Annotated in this window: 12 protein-coding genes; 2 read left to right on the forward strand and 10 right to left on the reverse strand. The window is 53.5% G+C overall.

Annotated features, from left to right (window positions below; genetic code table 11):
- Positions 1-71: 71 nt before the first annotated feature.
- From DQG13_RS25475 to DQG13_RS25505, 7 genes are all read right to left on the reverse strand, one after another.
- Positions 72-323, reverse strand: a complete 252-nt coding sequence (locus DQG13_RS25475; RefSeq protein ID WP_113022999.1) for a hypothetical protein — start codon at positions 321-323, stop codon at positions 72-74.
- Positions 323-6328 carry an S-layer homology domain-containing protein gene (locus tag DQG13_RS25480; RefSeq protein WP_181592994.1) on the reverse strand — a complete coding sequence of 2002 codons (6006 nt, stop codon included), beginning with the start codon at positions 6326-6328 and terminating at the stop codon, positions 323-325. The genes DQG13_RS25475 and DQG13_RS25480 overlap by 1 nt, the downstream gene beginning before the upstream one ends.
- Positions 6329-6421: 93 nt before the next feature.
- On the reverse strand, positions 6422-8122 hold the full coding sequence (locus tag DQG13_RS25485; protein ID WP_113023001.1) for a type 2 periplasmic-binding domain-containing protein: 1701 nt from the start codon (positions 8120-8122) through the stop codon (positions 6422-6424).
- A 56-nt stretch (positions 8123-8178) separates the two neighbouring features.
- Positions 8179-9060: a carbohydrate ABC transporter permease gene (locus tag DQG13_RS25490; protein ID WP_113023002.1), complete on the reverse strand. Its 882-nt coding sequence runs from the start codon at positions 9058-9060 to the stop codon at positions 8179-8181.
- A 10-nt stretch (positions 9061-9070) separates the two neighbouring features.
- Positions 9071-10054, reverse strand: a complete 984-nt coding sequence (locus tag DQG13_RS25495; protein WP_113023003.1) for an ABC transporter permease — start codon at positions 10052-10054, stop codon at positions 9071-9073.
- Between the two features lie 156 nt (positions 10055-10210).
- Positions 10211-11737, reverse strand: coding sequence for a response regulator transcription factor (locus DQG13_RS25500; RefSeq protein WP_113023004.1), 1527 nt, complete (start codon positions 11735-11737; stop codon positions 10211-10213).
- Positions 11734-13572, reverse strand: coding sequence for a sensor histidine kinase (locus tag DQG13_RS25505; RefSeq protein ID WP_113023005.1), 1839 nt, complete (start codon positions 13570-13572; stop codon positions 11734-11736). The genes DQG13_RS25500 and DQG13_RS25505 overlap by 4 nt, the downstream gene beginning before the upstream one ends.
- 260 nt (positions 13573-13832) lie before the next feature.
- On the opposite strand from DQG13_RS25505, the gene DQG13_RS25510 reads away from it, so the two are divergent.
- Positions 13833-14012, forward strand: a complete 180-nt coding sequence (locus tag DQG13_RS25510; protein ID WP_113023006.1) for a hypothetical protein — start codon at positions 13833-13835, stop codon at positions 14010-14012.
- 376 nt (positions 14013-14388) lie between these two features.
- Here the strand turns inward: DQG13_RS25510 and DQG13_RS25515 are convergent, their stop codons facing one another.
- The 3 genes from DQG13_RS25515 to DQG13_RS25525 form a co-directional block, all read right to left on the reverse strand.
- A complete protein-coding gene (locus DQG13_RS25515; protein WP_113023007.1) occupies positions 14389-15912 on the reverse strand; it encodes a DUF4129 domain-containing protein in 1524 nt (507 codons plus the stop codon).
- Positions 15902-17059 carry a DUF58 domain-containing protein gene (locus DQG13_RS25520; protein ID WP_113023008.1) on the reverse strand — a complete coding sequence of 386 codons (1158 nt, stop codon included), beginning with the start codon at positions 17057-17059 and terminating at the stop codon, positions 15902-15904. Before DQG13_RS25520 ends, DQG13_RS25515 begins: the two co-directional genes overlap by 11 nt.
- Positions 17060-17129: 70 nt before the next feature.
- Positions 17130-18086, reverse strand: coding sequence for an AAA family ATPase (locus DQG13_RS25525; protein ID WP_113023009.1), 957 nt, complete (start codon positions 18084-18086; stop codon positions 17130-17132).
- Positions 18087-18364: 278 nt separating this feature from the next.
- Here DQG13_RS25525 and DQG13_RS25530 point away from each other — a divergent pair, with 278 nt between their 5' ends.
- Entirely contained in the window at positions 18365-19156 is a 792-nt protein-coding gene (locus DQG13_RS25530) for a helix-turn-helix domain-containing protein (RefSeq protein WP_113023010.1), read from the forward strand.
- Positions 19157-19219: the final 63 nt, after the last annotated feature.

Below are 19219 nucleotides of genomic sequence, written 5' to 3' on the forward strand. Positions count from 1 at the left end.
GAGCGGGTTTCCGCCTCTGTACCCGATCTTTTTTTTTGGCCCTTGCGCCACCCAGGCGGCTTCATAAGCAATTATTGCCCCCGCTCCTCCTCGGCTTGCGCGCCGCTGTAAGCAATATCTTCAACAACATCGGCGCTGCGCTCATCCCGCCAGGATGTGGAGCTTCGGGAGCGGACAAACTCGGCCAGCATGTCGATGCGCCTCAATAAAGCTGCGCACAGGGCGTCGCGGCGGGCAGCGTCGATAAACAGGGAATCCCGCATCACTTCCCGCAGCTCTTCATCTATGCCTTGCAGCGCCGACAGGGGCTTTGCCATTGCCATTATTTATCCACCGTTTGCAGATTGTAGAGTCTGTACAGCAGAACGGCGCTTTCTGCCCGTGTTGCGGTGCTTTTCGGATTCAGCTTGTCGCCGTCGCCGGATACAATACCGGTATTGACCAAGGCTGCTGTGTCCGCGGAAGCATAATCCGCGATTTTCTCGTAGTCCGCAAAGCGCTTCAGTCCCGCCGCGTTCTCCGATTTCAATTCAACCCCCGCCAGCAGCAGCGCCCGGTGCACCATAACGAACATATCCTCTCTGCTGATAAGTGCCCTGGGGGAGAAGCGGTTATCCCCGGTACCCTGGATGATGCCCAGAGCTTGTGCGATACCTATCGCTTCGTAATCATAATCTTCCGGCGACACATCCTCGAAGCTGGGCAGTGCCAACCCTCCACTTGCTTCTAATTGCAGCGCGGGAATCAGCATTTTCAGGAAATCTCCCCGCGTCACGAAATGCTCAGGGGCAAATTGCGAAGCAGACACTCCATCAATAATGCCCTTGGAAGCCAGCACCTCCACAGCCTTACGCGACCATTCCGCCTGCCCAAGATCCGAGAAGGTTTTCTGCACGAAGGCAATTCCGTATGGGCCAAAGCTTTGGGTTGTGAATGCAGCCGTGCCTGTCACAGGTTGATATCTGCCGTTAGGAACCGGATGTGCTGCTCCCGCTTCATCAATAGCCCAAATCACCAGATGCTCATGCCCGGACAATTCATGTTTCGCAGGGCTGTAAGGAAGCTCGACTGCAAATGTGGTGTTAAGCGGCGGGGCAATCACTCGGTTATTGACAGCTGCGCTGATTCGAACCAGCGGCCGTTGGCCAATTCCCTCCCGGACAGCAGCAGACAGCTCTGTTTGGGATGCCGGTTCAAACTTGATCTCTATGAATGCCGTCTGTTCATCCTCATCTGCCAACTCCCGCAGCAAAGCCTCTTTCAAGACGATGGAACCCTCTGGCGTAGCCAGCTTTAGATTGAGGCCGCCATTCTGGGAATCCAACAGGGAGACGGGGATTCGAAGGGCATAAGATTGGGCTCCTTGCACCACTGGAATCGAAACAAGCGACTGCCGTTGATCCATCGCATCCTTGGCGAATTGCTCAAGCAAGCTGCCGTTCAAGTTTACCCTCGCCGCCCTTCTCTCCTTGTCCATCTCCACATTTACAGTCCCTTTGCCTGCACCGGTGAACACTTCCGCCTGTACCTCTTCCTTATTCGCCGGTGATGGTTCCGCTGCCGGAGCATCCTCTTCCGGAGGAGCATCATCTTCACGGTCAACCGCGGGAGCCGCGGTTATGCTGACGTTATACGCCGCTCCGGCATCCAGCTCCGTTACATGTCCCTGGCGGTCGGCCACGCGGACATCCGCCGCATACACGGTGCCGGTTACCGTCTGCGCGGCAGGCAGTGCCAGGAAGCTCAGCCGGAGAAGGTCCGCCGAGCCGGACACTCCGCTATCCCGAGCCGGATTGGAGGCCGCGATTTGCGCCTGGCCGTTTCCGTAGACCGAATGGGTAACGGAGAAGCCGTCCGCAAGGGAGGCCACCGAAACCAATTGCAGCAGGGCGGGTGAGTATGAAACTGTTGTTTGCATGGCATACACACTTGACGTTACATTCTCCAGCCGAAAAGTGGCCTCCAGCAGTTCCCCGGAGCTGACAACAGCCGGCCCGGTGATGCGTGCTCCTGAATGCTGCTGGTATTGCGGCTTCGTGGACAAAGCCCGCAGCTCCAATACACTATTCCAGCTGTTCACGTTGCTTCCGTTTCCTTTGTAGCGAATAAATCTTGCATTCACCGGATGATCCAAACGGACAATCTCATAGCCATCAATGGATTTGGAGGGACCGGAATAAACCGTTTCATAATGAATGTCATCCGAAGATGCTTCTATGGCATAAGTATAGGTTCGCTCCACCGCGTTATAGAATGCAATACCGACGGCATCCACCTTTTTGCTTTCACCCAAATCAATGGCGATCCATTCTCCCTCTCCGGAAGCGGACCAGCGCGTGGACAAATCACTATCCATCACCGCTTCCGGCGGATTTTCCGGTTGGGGAACAGAGCTTGCCGAAACGGCGGAAATGGGATACCGGTTATAACCGGCCATGCTGGACAGAGGATCAACATAGTGAAAGGAAATCACATACAAATTATACCGTTCAGGATCTTCCGGAAAGAACACCTTCAGGATGGCCTTCTCTTCCGTAATGGTTTTCTCAATGGCAAGATTGGCGCCCTGCCCCTCAACCAAAGGGAGAGACGGACTATTATTAGCAACGTCTGCCGTATATTGATAGATGTCTTTGCTGAAATTCTCAAGCGGTTCCCCGTTCACCAGAATTTGATCCAATTCGGGAAGCGCCTGCAGCGCCCCATCCGGGATGACCCAATCCGCAAGCTTAACATTGGGGACACCGCTATACTCACGGGGATCTCCCACGGGAATCAGCCGCACCTCAAGATTCAATTCCCCGGAAGTGTTCATTCTGATGGCTATTTTTCTGAATTTGCTGTTGGATGCTTCCTGTGACTGGTAGGTTGTCGGCGAAGTGGGGAGGGCCTTTGCTTCCATGACACTAAGGGCAACATCCCCTGCATCCGTTACAAACTCGAAACGGAGCTGCTTTCCATTTTGCGTTAAAATGGCTGTATGATTGTCAATCACTTCTACATTTGCCCCAGTGTGCATAAACCAGTACAGCTCGGACTGACCGTTAAGCTGCACTTCATCACGTACGATAACGCCTTTCCGGTCATCGGACATCATATATCCCCGCTTATAATCCGAAACCTGATTGGCATAAGCCGGTGTAAGATCCACAATAGAGAACGCTCCTCTGTCCTTGGACACAAATTCTGTGATTGGACTAAAAGAATCCAGAACCATGCCCGGAGACAGATCCGGGTTTATCACCAGCGAATTATGCCCTTCAGCACGAACGCGGTAGATGTCATTTCGGATTCCATATCCGACCTTGTAGGTTACATTGTCCATCCCCAGATCCACTGCCCATGGCTCACCCATGGCATAATAGACAAAGCTGCCACTGTCCACGTGATAGTGGTTGACATTAAGCTGGCCGGCATGGAAAGATAAATAATTATCCTTTGCCGCATCCCATGAATTGCGCATGGCCACAAATTCCGGCCCTCTGAAATAAGCATCTAAGGGAAGCTGAATGCCGGAAGCGGTAATTGAGGTATCTTTATAAAAAATAGGGTCATAGATGGTTGGTTTTGTCCCCAGCAGCTCGTTCTTCCTCAGCTTGGCGCTGATGACTCCGGGATTCTTATACTTCGTTCCCAGATAGAACAGCCAGGATGGATTTACATGTCCCAGAGAGGCGTCGTGATAATTATTCACACCGTAGCTGCTGTCGGCATGAAGCACAAAATCCGCCGTTTTGTCCAAGCCCTTGGCATCGGTTATATGATAATCTGTACCAAATCCATTCTCCAGCGTGGAGAAAAACTTCACCCCATAATTCAGCGTATACTCCCAATACCCCGGCCCTTCATCATATCCACCGTCAGGAGCAAACTGGTCAAACAAATATTCAACAGAGCGCACCGCATTGGCCAGAATCATGCTGTTATATTCGGGATCGGCTTCAAAGATAGCCAGAGCGCCCATGGAGATTCCGCTGTTGCACACGATATTCCAGTTCTGTGTAGCTTTTTCCCATTTTGTACCAGAAACACCAGCGCCGTAATAGGTATCCTCCGCGGGCTTCAAGCCGAAGTCGGTAATGATGCCTTCGATATATGTTCGCTGCTCCGGTGTCCAGGCGTCATACATCCAATCATACGCCAGGGCAACGCCGGCAGTAAGCTCGGCCACATCAAGGAAATGGATCGGATTCCAGTTCGGAAAGCTGCCCACCGCCTGAATTTCCTGCCAAGCGCGCTGCACATATTTATGGTCCCCTGTCATTTGATAAGCGAAGCTTACTGCTTCGAATGTTTTCAGGGCGGCCCGCGACTGATCCAAAAGCCGCTTATTGTCCAAGATGATATATTGGGCGGTAGGTGCCGTAAGCTGGCTGTCCGCCGCTGCAATCAGTCCGTCAACCCATCCTTTTAGCAAAAGGTTGGATTGGACAGTCTGCTTGATTCGGTTGAAATCCTCGGCAGTGGCGATAATCCTCGGGTGATTGTTATTGGGATTCTTTGCGAGGAAATCCTCCTGAATCCGCTCCTTCGTCGGACGGTCGTAAAGCAGATATCCGTTCATCAGCTGAATTTCCGCATCGGTCAAGGTAATCGCATTGTCACTGATCACAACCAGATTTCTGCGTTCATGAAACAGGCCGTTCTTGCCAAAGAACCCCGCCACCGAAACAATGGGAACATAGGGAACGCCGTCTTCAACAAATGCAATCGCTTCCATTTCTTTGGAAACGCCGTCCACATTAGCCATATTGCTGCCTATGGGAATGGAAATCCGGTTATCCAGCAGGATGGTTTGCGTCCCTTCGTTCCAAACTAACGGGCAATTCAAAAGCTCCGCTGCCATTTGAGCCGGAACCATGGCAGCATTGTTGCGAATCAATGTGTTGTACAATGGCGCCTTTTTTGTATCATTTAGATAATACGCCCCAGAGCCCATTTGTACGGCCGTTTTTCCCTGAAGCAGACTCAGCGCCTCGGAATCATCGGGAAACACGCTTTTCCTCTCCGGTTCCGGTCCGTTCTCTCTGAACAGCTTTACATTATCCAGCCCCCAGCCTCCATAGCCATTATCATTAAACAGCTGAAAACGAATCAATTCAATGTCAACATTGCCTTCAAATGCCGCAGCATTATGCATGGCAGCATTCGTTACCGTTTTTTCCCCATTCACATATAAGGTTACGGCTCTGTTCGCCAAATCCACAACAGCCTTTACCGTCGTCCACCCTCCAGAAGAAAACTGGGGAATGACCGTATTTGTGGGATCAAATGTGAGAGTGCCATTGGGATTTAAGGTAAACAGCTTGCTGTACTTCTTGTTTAAGCCGTCACTGTCTCCGGTGTTGCGGAATTGCACGACTCCTCTTGGCCCCGTTGCGGTGGATGGGGGCATCCCTTTCGTATCGAACTCCACGTAGAAAGAATTGGTTTTAATCGGATTGGCCATATTCAGATAATCCATGGTGATATCCGAAGCTGTTTCCCTGATCAAATTCAGGAAAACGTTTCCATTTCCTTCCGCAACATATTCGTACCGATTGGTTTTGGGGGTGATGAAGAACGTACTGCTTTGCTGCTGATAATCGTCGTTGACCAGCTGGGAATATTCCACCTCCGGCTCTTTTTCTTGGAACAGCTTTACATTATCCAGCCCCCAGCCTCCATAGCCATTATCGTTAAACAGTTGAAAGCGAATCAATTCAATGTCAACATTGTCTTCAAAAGCCGCAGCATTATGCATGGCAGCATTCGTTACCGTTTCTTCACCATTCACATACAAGGTTACGGTTCTGTTCGCCAAATCCACAACAGCCTTTACCGTCGTCCACCCTTCAGAAGAAAACTGGGGAATGACCGTATTTGTGGGATCAAATGTCAGGGTGCCATTGGGGTTCAGTGTAAACAGCTTGCTGTATTTCTTGTTTAAGCCGTCACTGTCTCCGGTGTTGCGGAATTGCACGACTCCTCTCGGCCCCGTTGGGGTGGATGAGGGCATCCCTTTCGTATCGAATTCCACATAGAAAGAATTGGCTTTAATCGGTTTGGCCGTACTCACATAATCCATGGTGATATCCGCATTTGTTTTCCTGATTAAATTCAGGAATACGTTTCCATCTCCTTCCGCAACATATTCGTACCGATTGGTTTTGGGGGTAATAAACAATGTGCTGCTTTGCTGCTGATAATCATCGTTGACGAGTTGGGAATACTCTACCGGGGCTTCACCGCCTGAACCACTATCTGCTAAAACCCTTGCCGGCAGAGGCAGAACACCATAAAGGAGCGCAAACGCAATCAATAGGGATATGAAGCGTTTTTTCATCATTTTGCCCTTCCCTTCTTTGAAATGTAAGCTGCAGCAGGGCATCTCCATTCATAAGTCTTTCCCCATTCAGATGCCCCGCCTGCAAATCAAACGTTATTTTATTTCCTGCTTAATCTTTTTGTATTTTTCAATTTGCGCTTTGGCGAAATCATAAATATCTCCGGCTAACAGCGCCTTATCTTTATTGTCCTCATACCACTTTTTATGCCAATCCTCAATGGCCTTGCCATCACTCTTCTGCCAGATATTCTTGGCCTCCGCCAGCGCCTGCTCCACGGTATACTTGCTGCCGCTTACAACCGCCTTCTGCCACAAATCACCGATAGCCTTATCCGCATTGGTACTGGAGGTAGCAAGCTCCTTGGGAAGCACAGGCATATGCTCGGAGCCGGTTAATTCGGAATAAGGCCTGTCAAGGGTTAAATACGTATCACGGTGCAAATCATAGAATTTCTGATATTCTTCCTTGCGGGCATCGCTGTTAAATTTGAAATAGGGCAGATCCTCTTTGCTGAAGGTCAGAGCGGAGCTGTTCATCATGGTCCGCATGTCCTGAGTGATATCGCTTACTTCCTTCTTGTACTTGGCGGCATCAATAATTTCCCGGACACCCAGACTGTTGATTTTGTAATGAACACCCTCTATTCCATACCCCAATGTACTGATTGTGCTTTCACTCATATTGAAATCCACGTATTTCATAACAGCATCCGGATTCTTGGCCGTAGCGCTGATCACGGCTGTCATCTGAACCGGATTGCCCAATGTGGGAACGAAGGCCCCTTCCTTGCTCTTGGGATAAGGAATAAAGGTTACATCTGCAGCAGGCACATTCTTCTTCAGCGGGTCGATCAAGCTTTGCAAAATATTCATGGCATCCCCGTTCTGATAAGGATAGATGCCGATCTTGCCGTTGATGAAATCCTGCTTGGCCTTGCTGCCATTCTGATCCGTAGCAAAGTCCCGGTCTATAATGCCGTTGTCATACAATTTTTTAACAAAGGTATGGTACTCCACCTGGGGCTCCCAGCTCAATACCAGTTGGTTATCCTTTACCTTCCATTTGCTGAAGGCGCCGAAAACTTGCATTAAGGTTGAGGCAGACTGGCTGCTTATGGCCAATCCATAGGTATCCTTGGCTCCATTGCCATCCGGGTCCTGCTCCGTAAAAGCCCGGGCCACCTCATACAGCTCCTCTGTTGTTGCAGGCGCCTTCAGATTCAACTTGGTCAACCAGTCCGTGCGGATCAGAATGCCGCGCTGCGGGACTATCCAGTTCAGTTTGCCGAATTCATAGAGCTTTCCGTCAGCCTTCGTGCCGACTTTTCTGAGGATGGGGTTCTCATCCAGCAGCTTCTTGTAAACAGTGCTGTACTTCTCAACCAGATCGTCAATCGGCATTAATTGCTTTTGGTCGTATAAGGTATTGCGAATGGCGGGTAAATATTCAAGAAGCAAATCCGGAGCGCTGCCTGATGCGTAGAGAACGTTGATTTTTTCCGCCGGATTCGTCCGTGGAATAGCCACATAGTTCACATGGGCCGGCCCATTCTCATTCATCCATTTGGTCCAACGATTGTTTTCTACTGTGCCTTCCTCCGGGGAAACGATCCCGCGATCATAGATGGAAACCGTAATATCCTTCTTCACCTCGGGACTGGCCGCCGACGATGCCTGCCCGCCTGGCGAACTGCTTGCGTCTCCCTTCGGCTTCTCATCTCCGCAGCCGGCCAGAGTGGCGCCGCTTGCCAATAAAACTGCCAGCCCTGCTTTCATCCATTTTGTCTTTTTCACATCTGTTACCCCTTTCGTATTTGGTCATGAGAGCAAACATGAATATATGCAGAAGCTTAGCCTTTAATAGAGCCAAGCATCACGCCTTTGACAAAATACTTTTGCAGGAATGGATAGACCAGCAGCATTGGTACTACCATCACCAGGATACCTGCCGCTTTCAACGATTCAGGCACCACTTGGATCTGTTCCTCCGCATTTCCGCTGGCCGCTACGATCTCCTGCAGCAGACTTTGGCTTCTGATCATATTCTGCACCAATACAGTCAGATTGAATTTGCTCGTCTCGTTGATGTAAATAAGCACATTCATAAACGCATTCCAGTAGGCTACACCGTAGAAGAGGGTAATCGTTGCCAATACTGGCATGGACAGCGGCAGTACAATCCGCAGGAGATATTTCACATCCGAGCAGCCGTCAATTCGTGCAGCATCGTCAAGCTCATCCGGTATATTCTCGAAGAATGTGCGCATCACAAGCAGGTTATACGTACCAACCAATCCCGGCAGCCACAATGCAAAGTACGAATTAATGAGTCCGTAGGATTTGACAACGAGATAGGTCGGAATCAATCCGCCACTGAACATCATCGTGAAGACCATTGCCAGGGTGAAGAAGCGCCGGCCAATAAAAATTTTGCGGGCAAGGGGATAGGCCGTAATAATCGTAACAAGCATGGACAGGCAAACGCCGACGACGGTGATCACAACACTGTTCAGGAAGGACGGCACAATTCGCGTTCCGTTAAACAGGGAGGTGTAGGCGTCTGTGTTCCATCCCACCGGATAAAATGTGACCTTGCCGGATACGATGGCATGCAGATCGCTGAGTGACAGCGCCACCGTATGAACCAGCGGAAACAAGCAGCTGATTCCAAGCAGGAGCAGCAGGAAGGCATTGATGAAATAAAAGATTTTTTCTCCAACAGTGGGTTTCATGTTGTCCTCCTTACCAAAGTCCTCTATCGAATTTGCGCGCCAGCGCATTGGCAGTCAGAACAAGGGATAAGCCAATCAAGGACTCAAACATCCCCATTGCAGATGTCAGACTGAACTGCGCCCCCTGCAGCCCCACACGGTACATAAAGGTGCTGATCACATCCGCCACATTGGAAACCACGCTGTTCTGCAGCACATACACTTGATCAAATCCAACCTCCATGAGCCTGCCCATAGCCAGAATGAACATAATGACAACTGTCGAGCTGATCCCGGGGAGAGTAATATGCCAGATTTGCCGAAACTTGCTGGCGCCGTCCAGGCTGGCGGATTCATAGAGGCTGGGATCAATGCTCGTTAATGCAGCCAAGTAAATAATCGCCCCAAATCCTGTTTCCTTCCATATGCCTGAACCGACATAAATGGCAATCCATGAAGTTTCATTGAACAAAAACGGATAAGGTTTTCCCGTCAGCGCCTCAATCCAGTGATTGATCGTACCGGATTCCACAGAAAACAAGGTGATCACAAAACCTCCAATGATGACCCAGGAGAAAAAATGGGGCAAATATACTGCCGTTTGAATAATGCGCTTGTACCAGCCTCTCCGCACTTCGTTTAACATAATGGCCAGCAAGATCGGGAAGGGAAATCCCACGAACACGTTCAGGAATGATAAAACCACCGTATTGCGAATGATATTCAGGGTTTGCGGCTGGCGGAAAATGGTTTGGAAATTGTCCATTCCCACCCAGGGGCTATGAAACACCCCATCGGCAAAGTTATAATCCTTAAACGCAATAATCAGGCCGCCCATGGGCATGTATTTGAACAAAATATAATACAGGGCTCCCGGAAGGAACAGCAGGAAGAGGGGGATATTGGCCTTCCATATGCGCTTTGTAATTCTTCGTGCAGTTTTGGAGGGAGCTTCTTCATTTGTTGACTTTTCTATGCCGGATTCGGATGATGCGGCAGATTGTGTAACGGCCATTCTTGGTTTCTCCTTTCACGCTCTCATATCGTGCTAGGATTTTATTATAGAATAGGCCGGAAACAGAATCCTTGAAATTGCAACGGCGAGTCTTTAATCTGCAACGGAAAATCTCTAATATTGCACGACTGCACGGAGAACAACAAAAAATATGGCCTATTGCTTGCGGTATTCCGTAGGAGAGAGCCCAACGGTCTGCCGGAAGACAGTAGCGAAGTAGTTGGAGTCCAGATAGCCCACTCCTTGGGCAATTTCCGTCACCTTTAAATCCGTGTTCTTCAGAAGAAATTTGGCCTTATTCATCCGGAGGCGGGCAACATACCCGCTGAAGCTTTCCCCGGTTTCACGCTTGAACAGGTTTCCAAAATGGTTGGGACTCAGGTGAAAATGGGCGGCTACGGCAGCGATGTTGCAATCCTCTGTGTAATGCTCCTCAATATAAAGCACTGCCCGGTTAATAATGCCGCTGGTGCGTTGATTCTGCCAGTTGGAGAGCGCATCTTCGAAGGCGCGGATCTGACCGTCAAGCCATCGCTCCACTTCCGGCTTGCTATGGATCAGGTTAAGCTCCGCCACCCGTTTGCCGATGTCTCCTATCGGCTTTGAATTTAGTTCTTTTTTTCTTACGTCCAGCATCCCCATAGCTGCACAAAACGCCCCGATCTTTGCCTCCTCCAAAGAGATGGAGGGCTGCCGCACCGACTGGCGTATCCCCGCCAGATAATCATGCAGCTCGGCAGGCCGCCCCAACAGCAGCAGCTCCGCCAGTTCACTGCGGATAAGCTTCACGTTGGTTTCATTAACCGAAAATTCCCGTGAATCTCCTGCCGCTGCCGAATCCCTTTCTTCCCTGGTTTTAAGCTGTCCCTCCACCCATATTTCCATCTGATTTAAACTTGTTGGAATGCCTAAACACTTCGCCGTCAGCACAATCCCCAACAGCTTGTGAACGATAGCCGCCGCTTGCGTGAATAATGGTTCATTCTCCCCATCCTTCGAGAGGAAAAATGCAAAACAGTCGTATTCCAGGGTGATCCAGCGGCTGTTCCCCGGCCTGGCGGCAAGCAATTCCTGCAGAATATTGCCGATGGCGAATTGCAGGAGCTTCAAGTCCTCCCGCCGAAATTGCCGGTTGTCCGGGTAATAGCTGTTCACCTGAAGCAGCCACAGCTCACTGCCTGCCAGTACCTTTTCCAGGCGCGTTGCCTCCTCCACATCATACGGCAGCTGGAGCAAAACAGCCCGCAGCTGCTGATCCTCCTTGTCCCTAAGCTGGCTGGCTTCCCGCTCCTTTGCAGCAGCCAGCTGCCGGTACTGCTCGTATGCCAATTGCAGAATCTGGCATACCTCCTCCTCCGGGCAAGGCTTGATCAGAAACTGCTTGACGCCGCAGGTGATGGCTTTTTGCGCATATTCAAAATCCCTGTAGCCCGTCAAAATAATAACTGCTGTTTCAGGAAAGTTCGCAGCGATATAGTTGGCCAGCTCCAAACCATCCATCAAGGGCATGCGGATATCCGTCATCACCAGATCAGGCCGCAGTTCCTCCAGTTTGGCGACGGCTTCCCTCCCATTGCCGGCCTCCCCGATCACAGACCAGCCAAGGGAATTGTTCTCCACCAGCTTGACCAGCCCCTTGCGGATCAATGGTTCGTCATCTACAATCAGTAAACCGCCCTTCATGGTCTCATTCCTCCTTTTTGTTCCAGCGGCAGCAGCAGCCGAATGGTTGTGCCCGCTCCCTCTTTAGATATGATTTTGACCCCGTAGGGTTCCCCGTAAAGCAAATTCAAACGGCGGATCACACTGCGGATGCCGATATGAATCCGTTTGCTGCCCAGTACCGGGCCTTCTTCCTGACGGCTGTCGCTTCTGGGGGTTGCTGCTGTGGAGACGATACGCTCGATCTCCGCTTCACCCATTCCCTTGCCGTTGTCAGTAATCTCAATGATCAGCGCCGCCTGCGGACTGGACCCTTCTTCATCAAAATCCGCTTGGCCAAAGGCTGCTTTGATGACCAGTGCCCTGGCCAGCAGTTGGTCCGCAAAGGCATGGACGAACACATTCTCCACCAGAGGCTGAAGAATCAACCGGGGCACCAGCGCCTGCTCTGTACCTTCTTCCATCTGGATAATGGTCTCAAATTCATCTCCGTACCGGGTGTTCTGAATGGTCAGATAATTGCGGATCTGGGCCATCTCCTCACGCAATTCCGTCACGGTTCCGGCTGGTTCAAGGGCATAACGAAGCATATTCGAAAGAGAGATCACCAGCTTCGCCGTTTCCCGGTCATCCTTCAAATACAGCTTCCAGTAGATCGTATCCAGGGTATTGTGGAGAAAATGGGGATTCAGTTGGGTTTGCAGCGCCGTAAGCTCTGCTTCCCGTTCATTCAGCTGCCGCTCGTATACCTCCTTGATCAGCAATTCCAGATTCTCCGCCATGGAGTTAAAGCTGTGCCCGATATAGGCCAGTTCGTCACCGGTCTGCACCGCCACTCTCGTTCCCATATTTCCATCCTGCATCTGACGCATGCCCTGCACCAGTTGGCGCAAGGGCCGAAACAACCGCCTGCCGCTCCACGAAATCAGCGCCGCCGCCATCAGTACGCCCAGAATGCCCACCAGCATGGAGATTTTGAAGATTACCGAGCTTTTTTCCTGGAGAGAATCCAGGGCCACCCTGCTGATTAGAGTGAAATTCACTTGCTTGGAGTAGCTTTTCACATATAAATAGGAGGTTCCGTCATTTGTCATTACCTTACTGCCGGAAAACTTCGCCGGAGCAGGAAGCTGTTCCATTTCCCATTCACGCATGTCCGTATATACCAGTTCTTCCTGCCGGTCGAACAAAAACACATTGGCCCGCTCGTTGCTGACCAATTCCTTCAAATCCTCGGAGAACAAAGATTCTTCAAATAGCATGACCATTGTTCCATATTGCTGCAAGTCCTTATTCTTCATATAGCGGGCCGCCGCGAAAAAGTTCCGGTAGCCGGAATCGTCTGTCGAATTTTGTATCCTGACAGGGAACCAGACCAGGTTGCCCGACGAACCCTCCAGCCGTCTCTTAACCTCCGTATAGGTTTCCTGATCCAGAGAATTTTTGGAGGAAGGGGACACACTGAAGAAAAAGCTGTTGTCCTTTTTGTCATAAAGAAACATGGAATTTAATTTGTTCTCGTCGTTTTTGACCTGATACAGAAGCTGGTTCAGTTCATCCTGATCGACAAGCTGCGTATGGCTCTCCCGTACCTCCGATTCCCCCGAACGCCGCACCACTTGCTCAATATAAGGGTGGAAGACAATGAAATTGGAGATGCGGTAGATATCGCGCAGCTGAAGATCAAGCCTGGCAGCAGCCTGCTCATTCGCCTTGGTAAACTGCTTGCTGATCTCTTCGGTAAACAGGCTTACATTGATCCGGAAGGAAATATAGCCCGATACCACGAAGGCAAGCATGATGATAAGCGACATATGAACCATGATCCGTGCGGAAAAACTAATGCGTTTCGGCATGGGTGTTTTCCTCTCCCGCAAGAGCCGGAGCCTATCCGGCCGCGTGTGGTTATTTTGTGCATTTTATTTGAATGCCCGGCACACGGACAACCGGGACATAGAGCAATCATAAGGGCTTGCCCTCCTTTCATGATGGATGAAAAAGCCGTATTTTTCAATGAAAAATCTCATTTGCAACCGCAACCACTATAACACGGAACAGGATAGGGGGAGTTGACCATGAATGTGAGCAGCTTAAATGAACAGGATTATACAAGACGGTGTACAGCGGCTGGCTGGGCAAAAATATCGGGGACATGTTGAGGGACGTGGACGAAGGGAAGGAAGAATTGCTTACCGCAAGCTGGCGGACGGGCCGCTGGAGAATGACGATTTGGACTGCAGTTGGTTTGGCAGCAGCTGCCGCGGCGGAGGAAACAAAGGGGTATCAAGAGCTTTAGCTGCTCTGGCTGGGCCCGCAGGGCATAATGAATCCGTATGGAATCGGCCAACCGTCCCATTTACCCGCCAAGCAGCCCGCAGCGCCGCCAGAGGTTTACGTGCTTTCGGCGGCAACGGAACTCAGTAAGCTCGGATTGCAGTTGCTCCAATGGCAACGGAACTCAGTAGGCTCGGATTGCAGATGCTCCAATGGCAACGGAACTCAGCGACGCTTAAACGGGAAAAAGGGCCTCTCCGCCATTTTTGCGGAACTGAGAGGCCCTTATAGCTGAGCAGACAGCCGGAATAGCGGGATTTGCGCCCAATAAGGGTGCATAAGAGCTCCTTAGTTCCGCTATATCTCAAAGCCGGCATATTTTCGTGTTTAAGCGCTCCTCAGTTCCGCAAGGCTCCACCGCCGCGGTCATCCTTGCCGCCGCTGCGCCCGGCGGGCCGGACAGCGCCCACCAGCCGCGCCACCAGGCGGCTGGCCCGCTCCGGCGGCGGTGAAACGCCGCCGGCATCCCCCGCCCCGCTGCCCCGGGGCGGGTCAACCCCATAGCGCGCCGCGCCATATTGGCGCACCAGCTCCCCCAGCGCATCCCGCTCCTGCTTCACAGCGGGATGCGCTTCCTCCAGCCGCGCGGCGTACTCCCGCGGCGTCTCGGCCGGCTTCGCCGGCCAGCCCTTCTCCTCCATGCCCCGGAGAAGGGCCTGGTACACCTGCCGGACGCCTGTGGCTCCCGGCACATAACTGAGCCGCGGCGGCGCGGCCTCCTTCATCCGCACCAGGCGGATGGCGGGATTGGCCACAGCCTCCGCCGGCTTCTTCCGGGAGCGGTAGCGGTACATGGCCGCCAGCAGCGCTACCGCAACCACAAGGACAAACCCCAGCCAGACCACACCGGGAATATGGGCGGACTCCGCCATCGCCGCCAGTTCCTCTGGAGAGGGGGGCTCCTCCTGCATACTACCCCCGCCTATAATAGGCAGCCCCCCTAAATCCATCGTAAAGGTAATGTCCAGCCCCAGCCAATCCACCAGCATAAACAACCCCGTCCCCACTAGGGCAAAGGCCAGCATCGCTCCCGGAAACACCAGCAGCAGCAACAGCAGCGCCAGGACAATCCCCAGGAACACAAGGATTCCCAGCAAACCGGGGACCCCTGCGCCGCCGTCCAGCCGCTGGGCGTAGATCAGCCCGAATCCCCGCAGGAGCAGGTACACAGCGGCAGCAGCCGCCAACAGCGGATGATCCGCCGTATGCGTGAAGCCCACCAGGATCAGCGCCGGGACAGCGAAGCATTCCCACAGAAAAAAGCTGCGGAACCGTTCCGACGCCGTTTGGGAGCCCTCCAGCCATAAGCTTGCGCGGGCCACAAAAACAAAGGCCAGCACCGCTTCCCAGACCAGAAAGCCCGTCCGCCCGACAACCGCAAGCACCACAGCGGCAGCAATGAAAACGGCCAGCGCGCCGCCCACAAAAGCGGACCGGTAGCCGTATAGACGCTCCACCTTTTTCATCCCATATCCGGTCAAAAGAGCGAAGGGAACAAAAAGCAGCAAAAGAAGCCGCTCACCTCCCGAGGCAGCCGGGGCAAAAGGCAGCAGACCGCACAGCAGCACCGCAGCCTCCAGAGCAAAGAACAGCCACATGCTCATCTTGCTTCCGCCACTGCCCTCCGTATACTCACGCCCTGCCGTGCTTCCACCACTGCCTTCCATATACTCACGCTCCGCCTTGCTTCCACCACTGCCTTCCATATACTCACGCTCCGCCTTGCTTCCACCACTGCCCTCCGTATACTCACGCCCTGCCGTGCTTCCGCCACTGCCCTCCGTATACTCACGCCCAGCCTTGCCTCCACCACTGCCTTCCATATACTCACGCTCCGCCTTGCTTCCGCCACTACCCGCCATACGCCAACGCCTCCTCCCTGCCGCGGAGTTGCTCTCCTTCTACTTCCCCGGTCTGGCCGCGGCGGTTCTGCCCGCGGCTAACCTCTCCGCTGCCGCTCCCCTGCTCCAGATCCGCCACATGCACCGGGCAGCCCAGCCGCCGGAGCGCCTCCAGGGACCGGGAGCTCTCCGCGTCCCGGTAATCCGTCACCAGCACCACCGTATCCCCCGGACGGACTGCCCGGCCGGCGGCCCGGAGCATGTCCGCCTGGGAGCCTGACGTATACCGGGACAGGGAACCCAGCCGGTTGGCCAACCGTTCAGGCTGCACCGGCCCTGCGGCAGGCGGCAGCTCCGTAGAGCTGCCCAAGCTATCCGAGAGGTTGGTCAGAAAACCCACCTCTGCCTGCTCACCCGTTAGCTGCACAGCCAGCTGCAGCACATGCTCACACAGCCTGTCCAGCCGGTCCCGGGAGGCCACAGCCCACTGCTCTGTGCTCATCTGGCCGTTAAGCAGCAGCCACACCCGGGCATCCGCCGTATGCCCGAACTGCTTCACCATCAGCCCGCCTGTACGGGCAGTGGCAAACCAGCTGACGCTTTTCAGCGGATCTCCGCTTGCATAAGGCCGCACTCCGGTAAACAGGCTGGGGTCCTCCTGAATAAAACGCCGCACCCGGATCTCCCCCATAAGCCCGTCCAGCAGCCTGCGGCCCGCGCCGGGAGCCAGCCTGGCAGGCCGGATAACCACCTGCATCTGCGGATACACCGTCAGAATGCTGCGCTGCAGGCCAAACAGATCCACACACTCCAGCACCGCCTGATTCCAGCGGGCCACTCCCCGCCGGACGGCCACCGCCGATACAATCAGCTCCGCAGACTGGCGGGCCAGCAGATAGGTATCCAGCCGGACCCGGCGTTCGCCGCCGCTTCCCAGAAGCGCAAGCTCATCCGGCAGCACAAAATCCAAGCGAATCTTCGGGCAGGGCAAACGGGTGGGATTCACCACCCGAATCCGCAGCTCCAGCTCTTCGCCGGGGTCCGCATAATCCCGGGACACACGAACCTCCAGCCGAACCCGGGGATAGACCCGCCTTTCCCAATAGTTAGGAGCCGCCCACAGTCCAACCAGGAGCATCACCAAACCCAGCCAAAGCAAAAACCACATGCCGCATCCCCCCTTCCCTCCGGAGCAGCCTGCCGTTTCCCCATGCTTTCAGAAAAAACCGGCCGCCGCCTCATACGGATTGTGCCGCCAGCTCCGTGGGAACCGGAATCTCCGCCAGAAGTCCCGCCAACACCTGCTCCTCGGTAAATTCCCTGGCGCGGAATTCCGGCATCAACTGAATACGGTGGGCAAAAACGGGAATTACCGCCTCCTTCACATCATCGGGGGTCACATAATCCCTTCCGTCCAGACTGGCCAAGGCCTGGGCCACAGCCAGCAGCGCCAACCCGGCCCGGGGGCTGGCCCCGAACAGGAACCGCTTATCCTCCCGGGTGGACCGGACCACCCGCAGCAGATAATCCTCTACCTCCTGAGCGATCCGGACCTGCCGGCATTCCAAGCGGCATTGCCGCAGCATCTCCGGGGTAATAACCGCCTGCGGAGTCTCCGGCGTTACAGCCGACCGGAACCGGTGCAGAATTTGCGACTCCTGCTCCAAACTGGGATAACCCAGCCGCACCTTCAGCAGGAAGCGGTCCAGCTGGGCCTCCGGCAGCGGAAACACTCCCTGGGATTCCAGCGGATTTTGCGTGGCAATCACAAAAAACGGCTCCTCCAGCTTCTCCGACAGCCCGTCCAGGCTGATCTGCCCCTCCGCCATCGCCTCCAGCAGAGCCGACGCCGTGCGGGGCGTAGCCCGGTTGATTTCATCGAACAGGAGAAACTGCGTGAATATGGGGCCTTTCCGCAAAGTGAATTCTCCCGTGTGAGGCTGATACACCAGCCCGCCCAGCAAATCCTGGGGTAGCAAATCCGGCGTAGCCTGCACCCGCGTAAAACGCGCATCGAAGCCCTTTGCCATGGCCTTGGCCAAGGTGGTCTTCCCGGTGCCCGGCACATCCTCCAAAAGCACATGGCCCTCTGCCAACAGCGCTGCCGTCATCAGCCGGATGGACTGCTCCTGTCCGACTACCAGCTTGCCCACCTCCGCACACAGGCGGTTGTACAGCTCCTTTGTTCCCGTCATGTCCGCACCCAACTTTCCAGTAGATTTTAATAGAAGGATACCACAAACCCCATTCCCCTTCAGCAAAAAAATTCCATTATCACCGCGGCTCGTCATAACCTTGTTCAACTGCGCCCGATCCTTTATAATGAAAGGCAACTGACGGATTGTGCTTTTTTTACGAAAATGCAGTATACTGCGCTGCGCCGTTTTCATTCGGGGGCTCCCCCAAAAGTACCCGGATTCCGCTTCGAAGCTTGTCGTCACTTTTGGGGGATTGTTTTTTGGAGGAGAATGTTATGATCACCCTGCTTAGCTGCGGCTACAATTATGTCCATCCCACTGGAATACGGATCGTCCGTCCGAATGGTTCCGGCGACTATGCCTTTGTGCTGTTCCGCAGCCGGGCCGAAATTGTGGTCCATGATGTGCCCATGACGGTGGACAAGAACACCTACATCCTCTTCCGGCCGGATACCGACCACCTGTACCGGGATGTGGAGCTGCCCTTCATCAATGACTGGTTTCACTGCAAAAGGGATGAGCTGGAGCCGTTCCTGGCCTCCCTGGACTTCCCCCTGGATACGCCGGTCAAAGCCGCCGACCCGCTTTTGATCTCCAAGACCATTATGGAGCTGCAGAGCATCAGCCGCCAAACCGGGCCCTTCCGGGACGCCATTCTCGATGCCGACTTGCGCTCCCTCCTTATGAAGCTTTGCTTGTGGCACACCCATGACCAGGCCCTTCCGGAGAAAACGGGACGCTACTACCGGCAATTGACGGACCTGCGCAACGAGCTGTACAGCTCTCCCGGAAACCGGCACAGGGTAGAGTCGCTGGCAGCGTCGGTAAATTTGAGCAAATCGTATTTTCAGCATCTGTACAAAGAGCTGTTCGGGGTCTCCGTGATGACGGATATTATTAACGGGCGGGTGGATTATGCCGGGTATCTCCTGAACCATACCGAGCTGTCCGTCACAGCCATCGCCTCCATGTGCGGCTACGACAATGACACCCACTTTATGCGCCAATTCAAAAAAGTAACCGGCCGCACCCCCAGCCAATTCCGCGGAGGGCCTGCCCCAATGTAAGAAAAACCGTCAGGGAACATCGCCCTGACGGTCCTTTTTTACGTTGGGAGAATATCGGAAATT

Source organism: Paenibacillus sp. YN15, from assembly GCF_003285005.1.
Lineage (GTDB): Bacteria > Bacillota > Bacilli > Paenibacillales > NBRC-103111 > Paenibacillus_AR.

Bases quoted from the DNA above. Each gene is read 5' to 3' on its own strand.
- DQG13_RS25500 (WP_113023004.1), bottom strand. From the start codon at position 11,737: ATGAAGGGCGGTTTACTGATTGTAGATGACGAACCATTGATCCGCAAG.
- DQG13_RS25525 (WP_113023009.1), bottom strand. From the start codon at position 18,086: ATGACGGGAACAAAGGAGCTGTACAACCGCCTGTGTGCGGAGGTGGGC.
- DQG13_RS25475 (WP_113022999.1), bottom strand. From the start codon at position 323: ATGGCAATGGCAAAGCCCCTGTCGGCGCTGCAAGGCATAGATGAAGAG.
- DQG13_RS25505 (WP_113023005.1), bottom strand. From the start codon at position 13,572: ATGCCGAAACGCATTAGTTTTTCCGCACGGATCATGGTTCATATGTCG.
- DQG13_RS25515 (WP_113023007.1), bottom strand. From the start codon at position 15,912: ATGGCGGGTAGTGGCGGAAGCAAGGCGGAGCGTGAGTATATGGAAGGC.
- DQG13_RS25480 (WP_181592994.1), bottom strand. From the start codon at position 6,328: ATGATGAAAAAACGCTTCATATCCCTATTGATTGCGTTTGCGCTCCTT.
- DQG13_RS25490 (WP_113023002.1), bottom strand. From the start codon at position 9,060: ATGAAACCCACTGTTGGAGAAAAAATCTTTTATTTCATCAATGCCTTC.
- DQG13_RS25495 (WP_113023003.1), bottom strand. From the start codon at position 10,054: ATGGCCGTTACACAATCTGCCGCATCATCCGAATCCGGCATAGAAAAG.
- DQG13_RS25530 (WP_113023010.1), top strand. From the start codon at position 18,365: ATGATCACCCTGCTTAGCTGCGGCTACAATTATGTCCATCCCACTGGA.
- DQG13_RS25520 (WP_113023008.1), bottom strand. From the start codon at position 17,059: ATGTGGTTTTTGCTTTGGCTGGGTTTGGTGATGCTCCTGGTTGGACTG.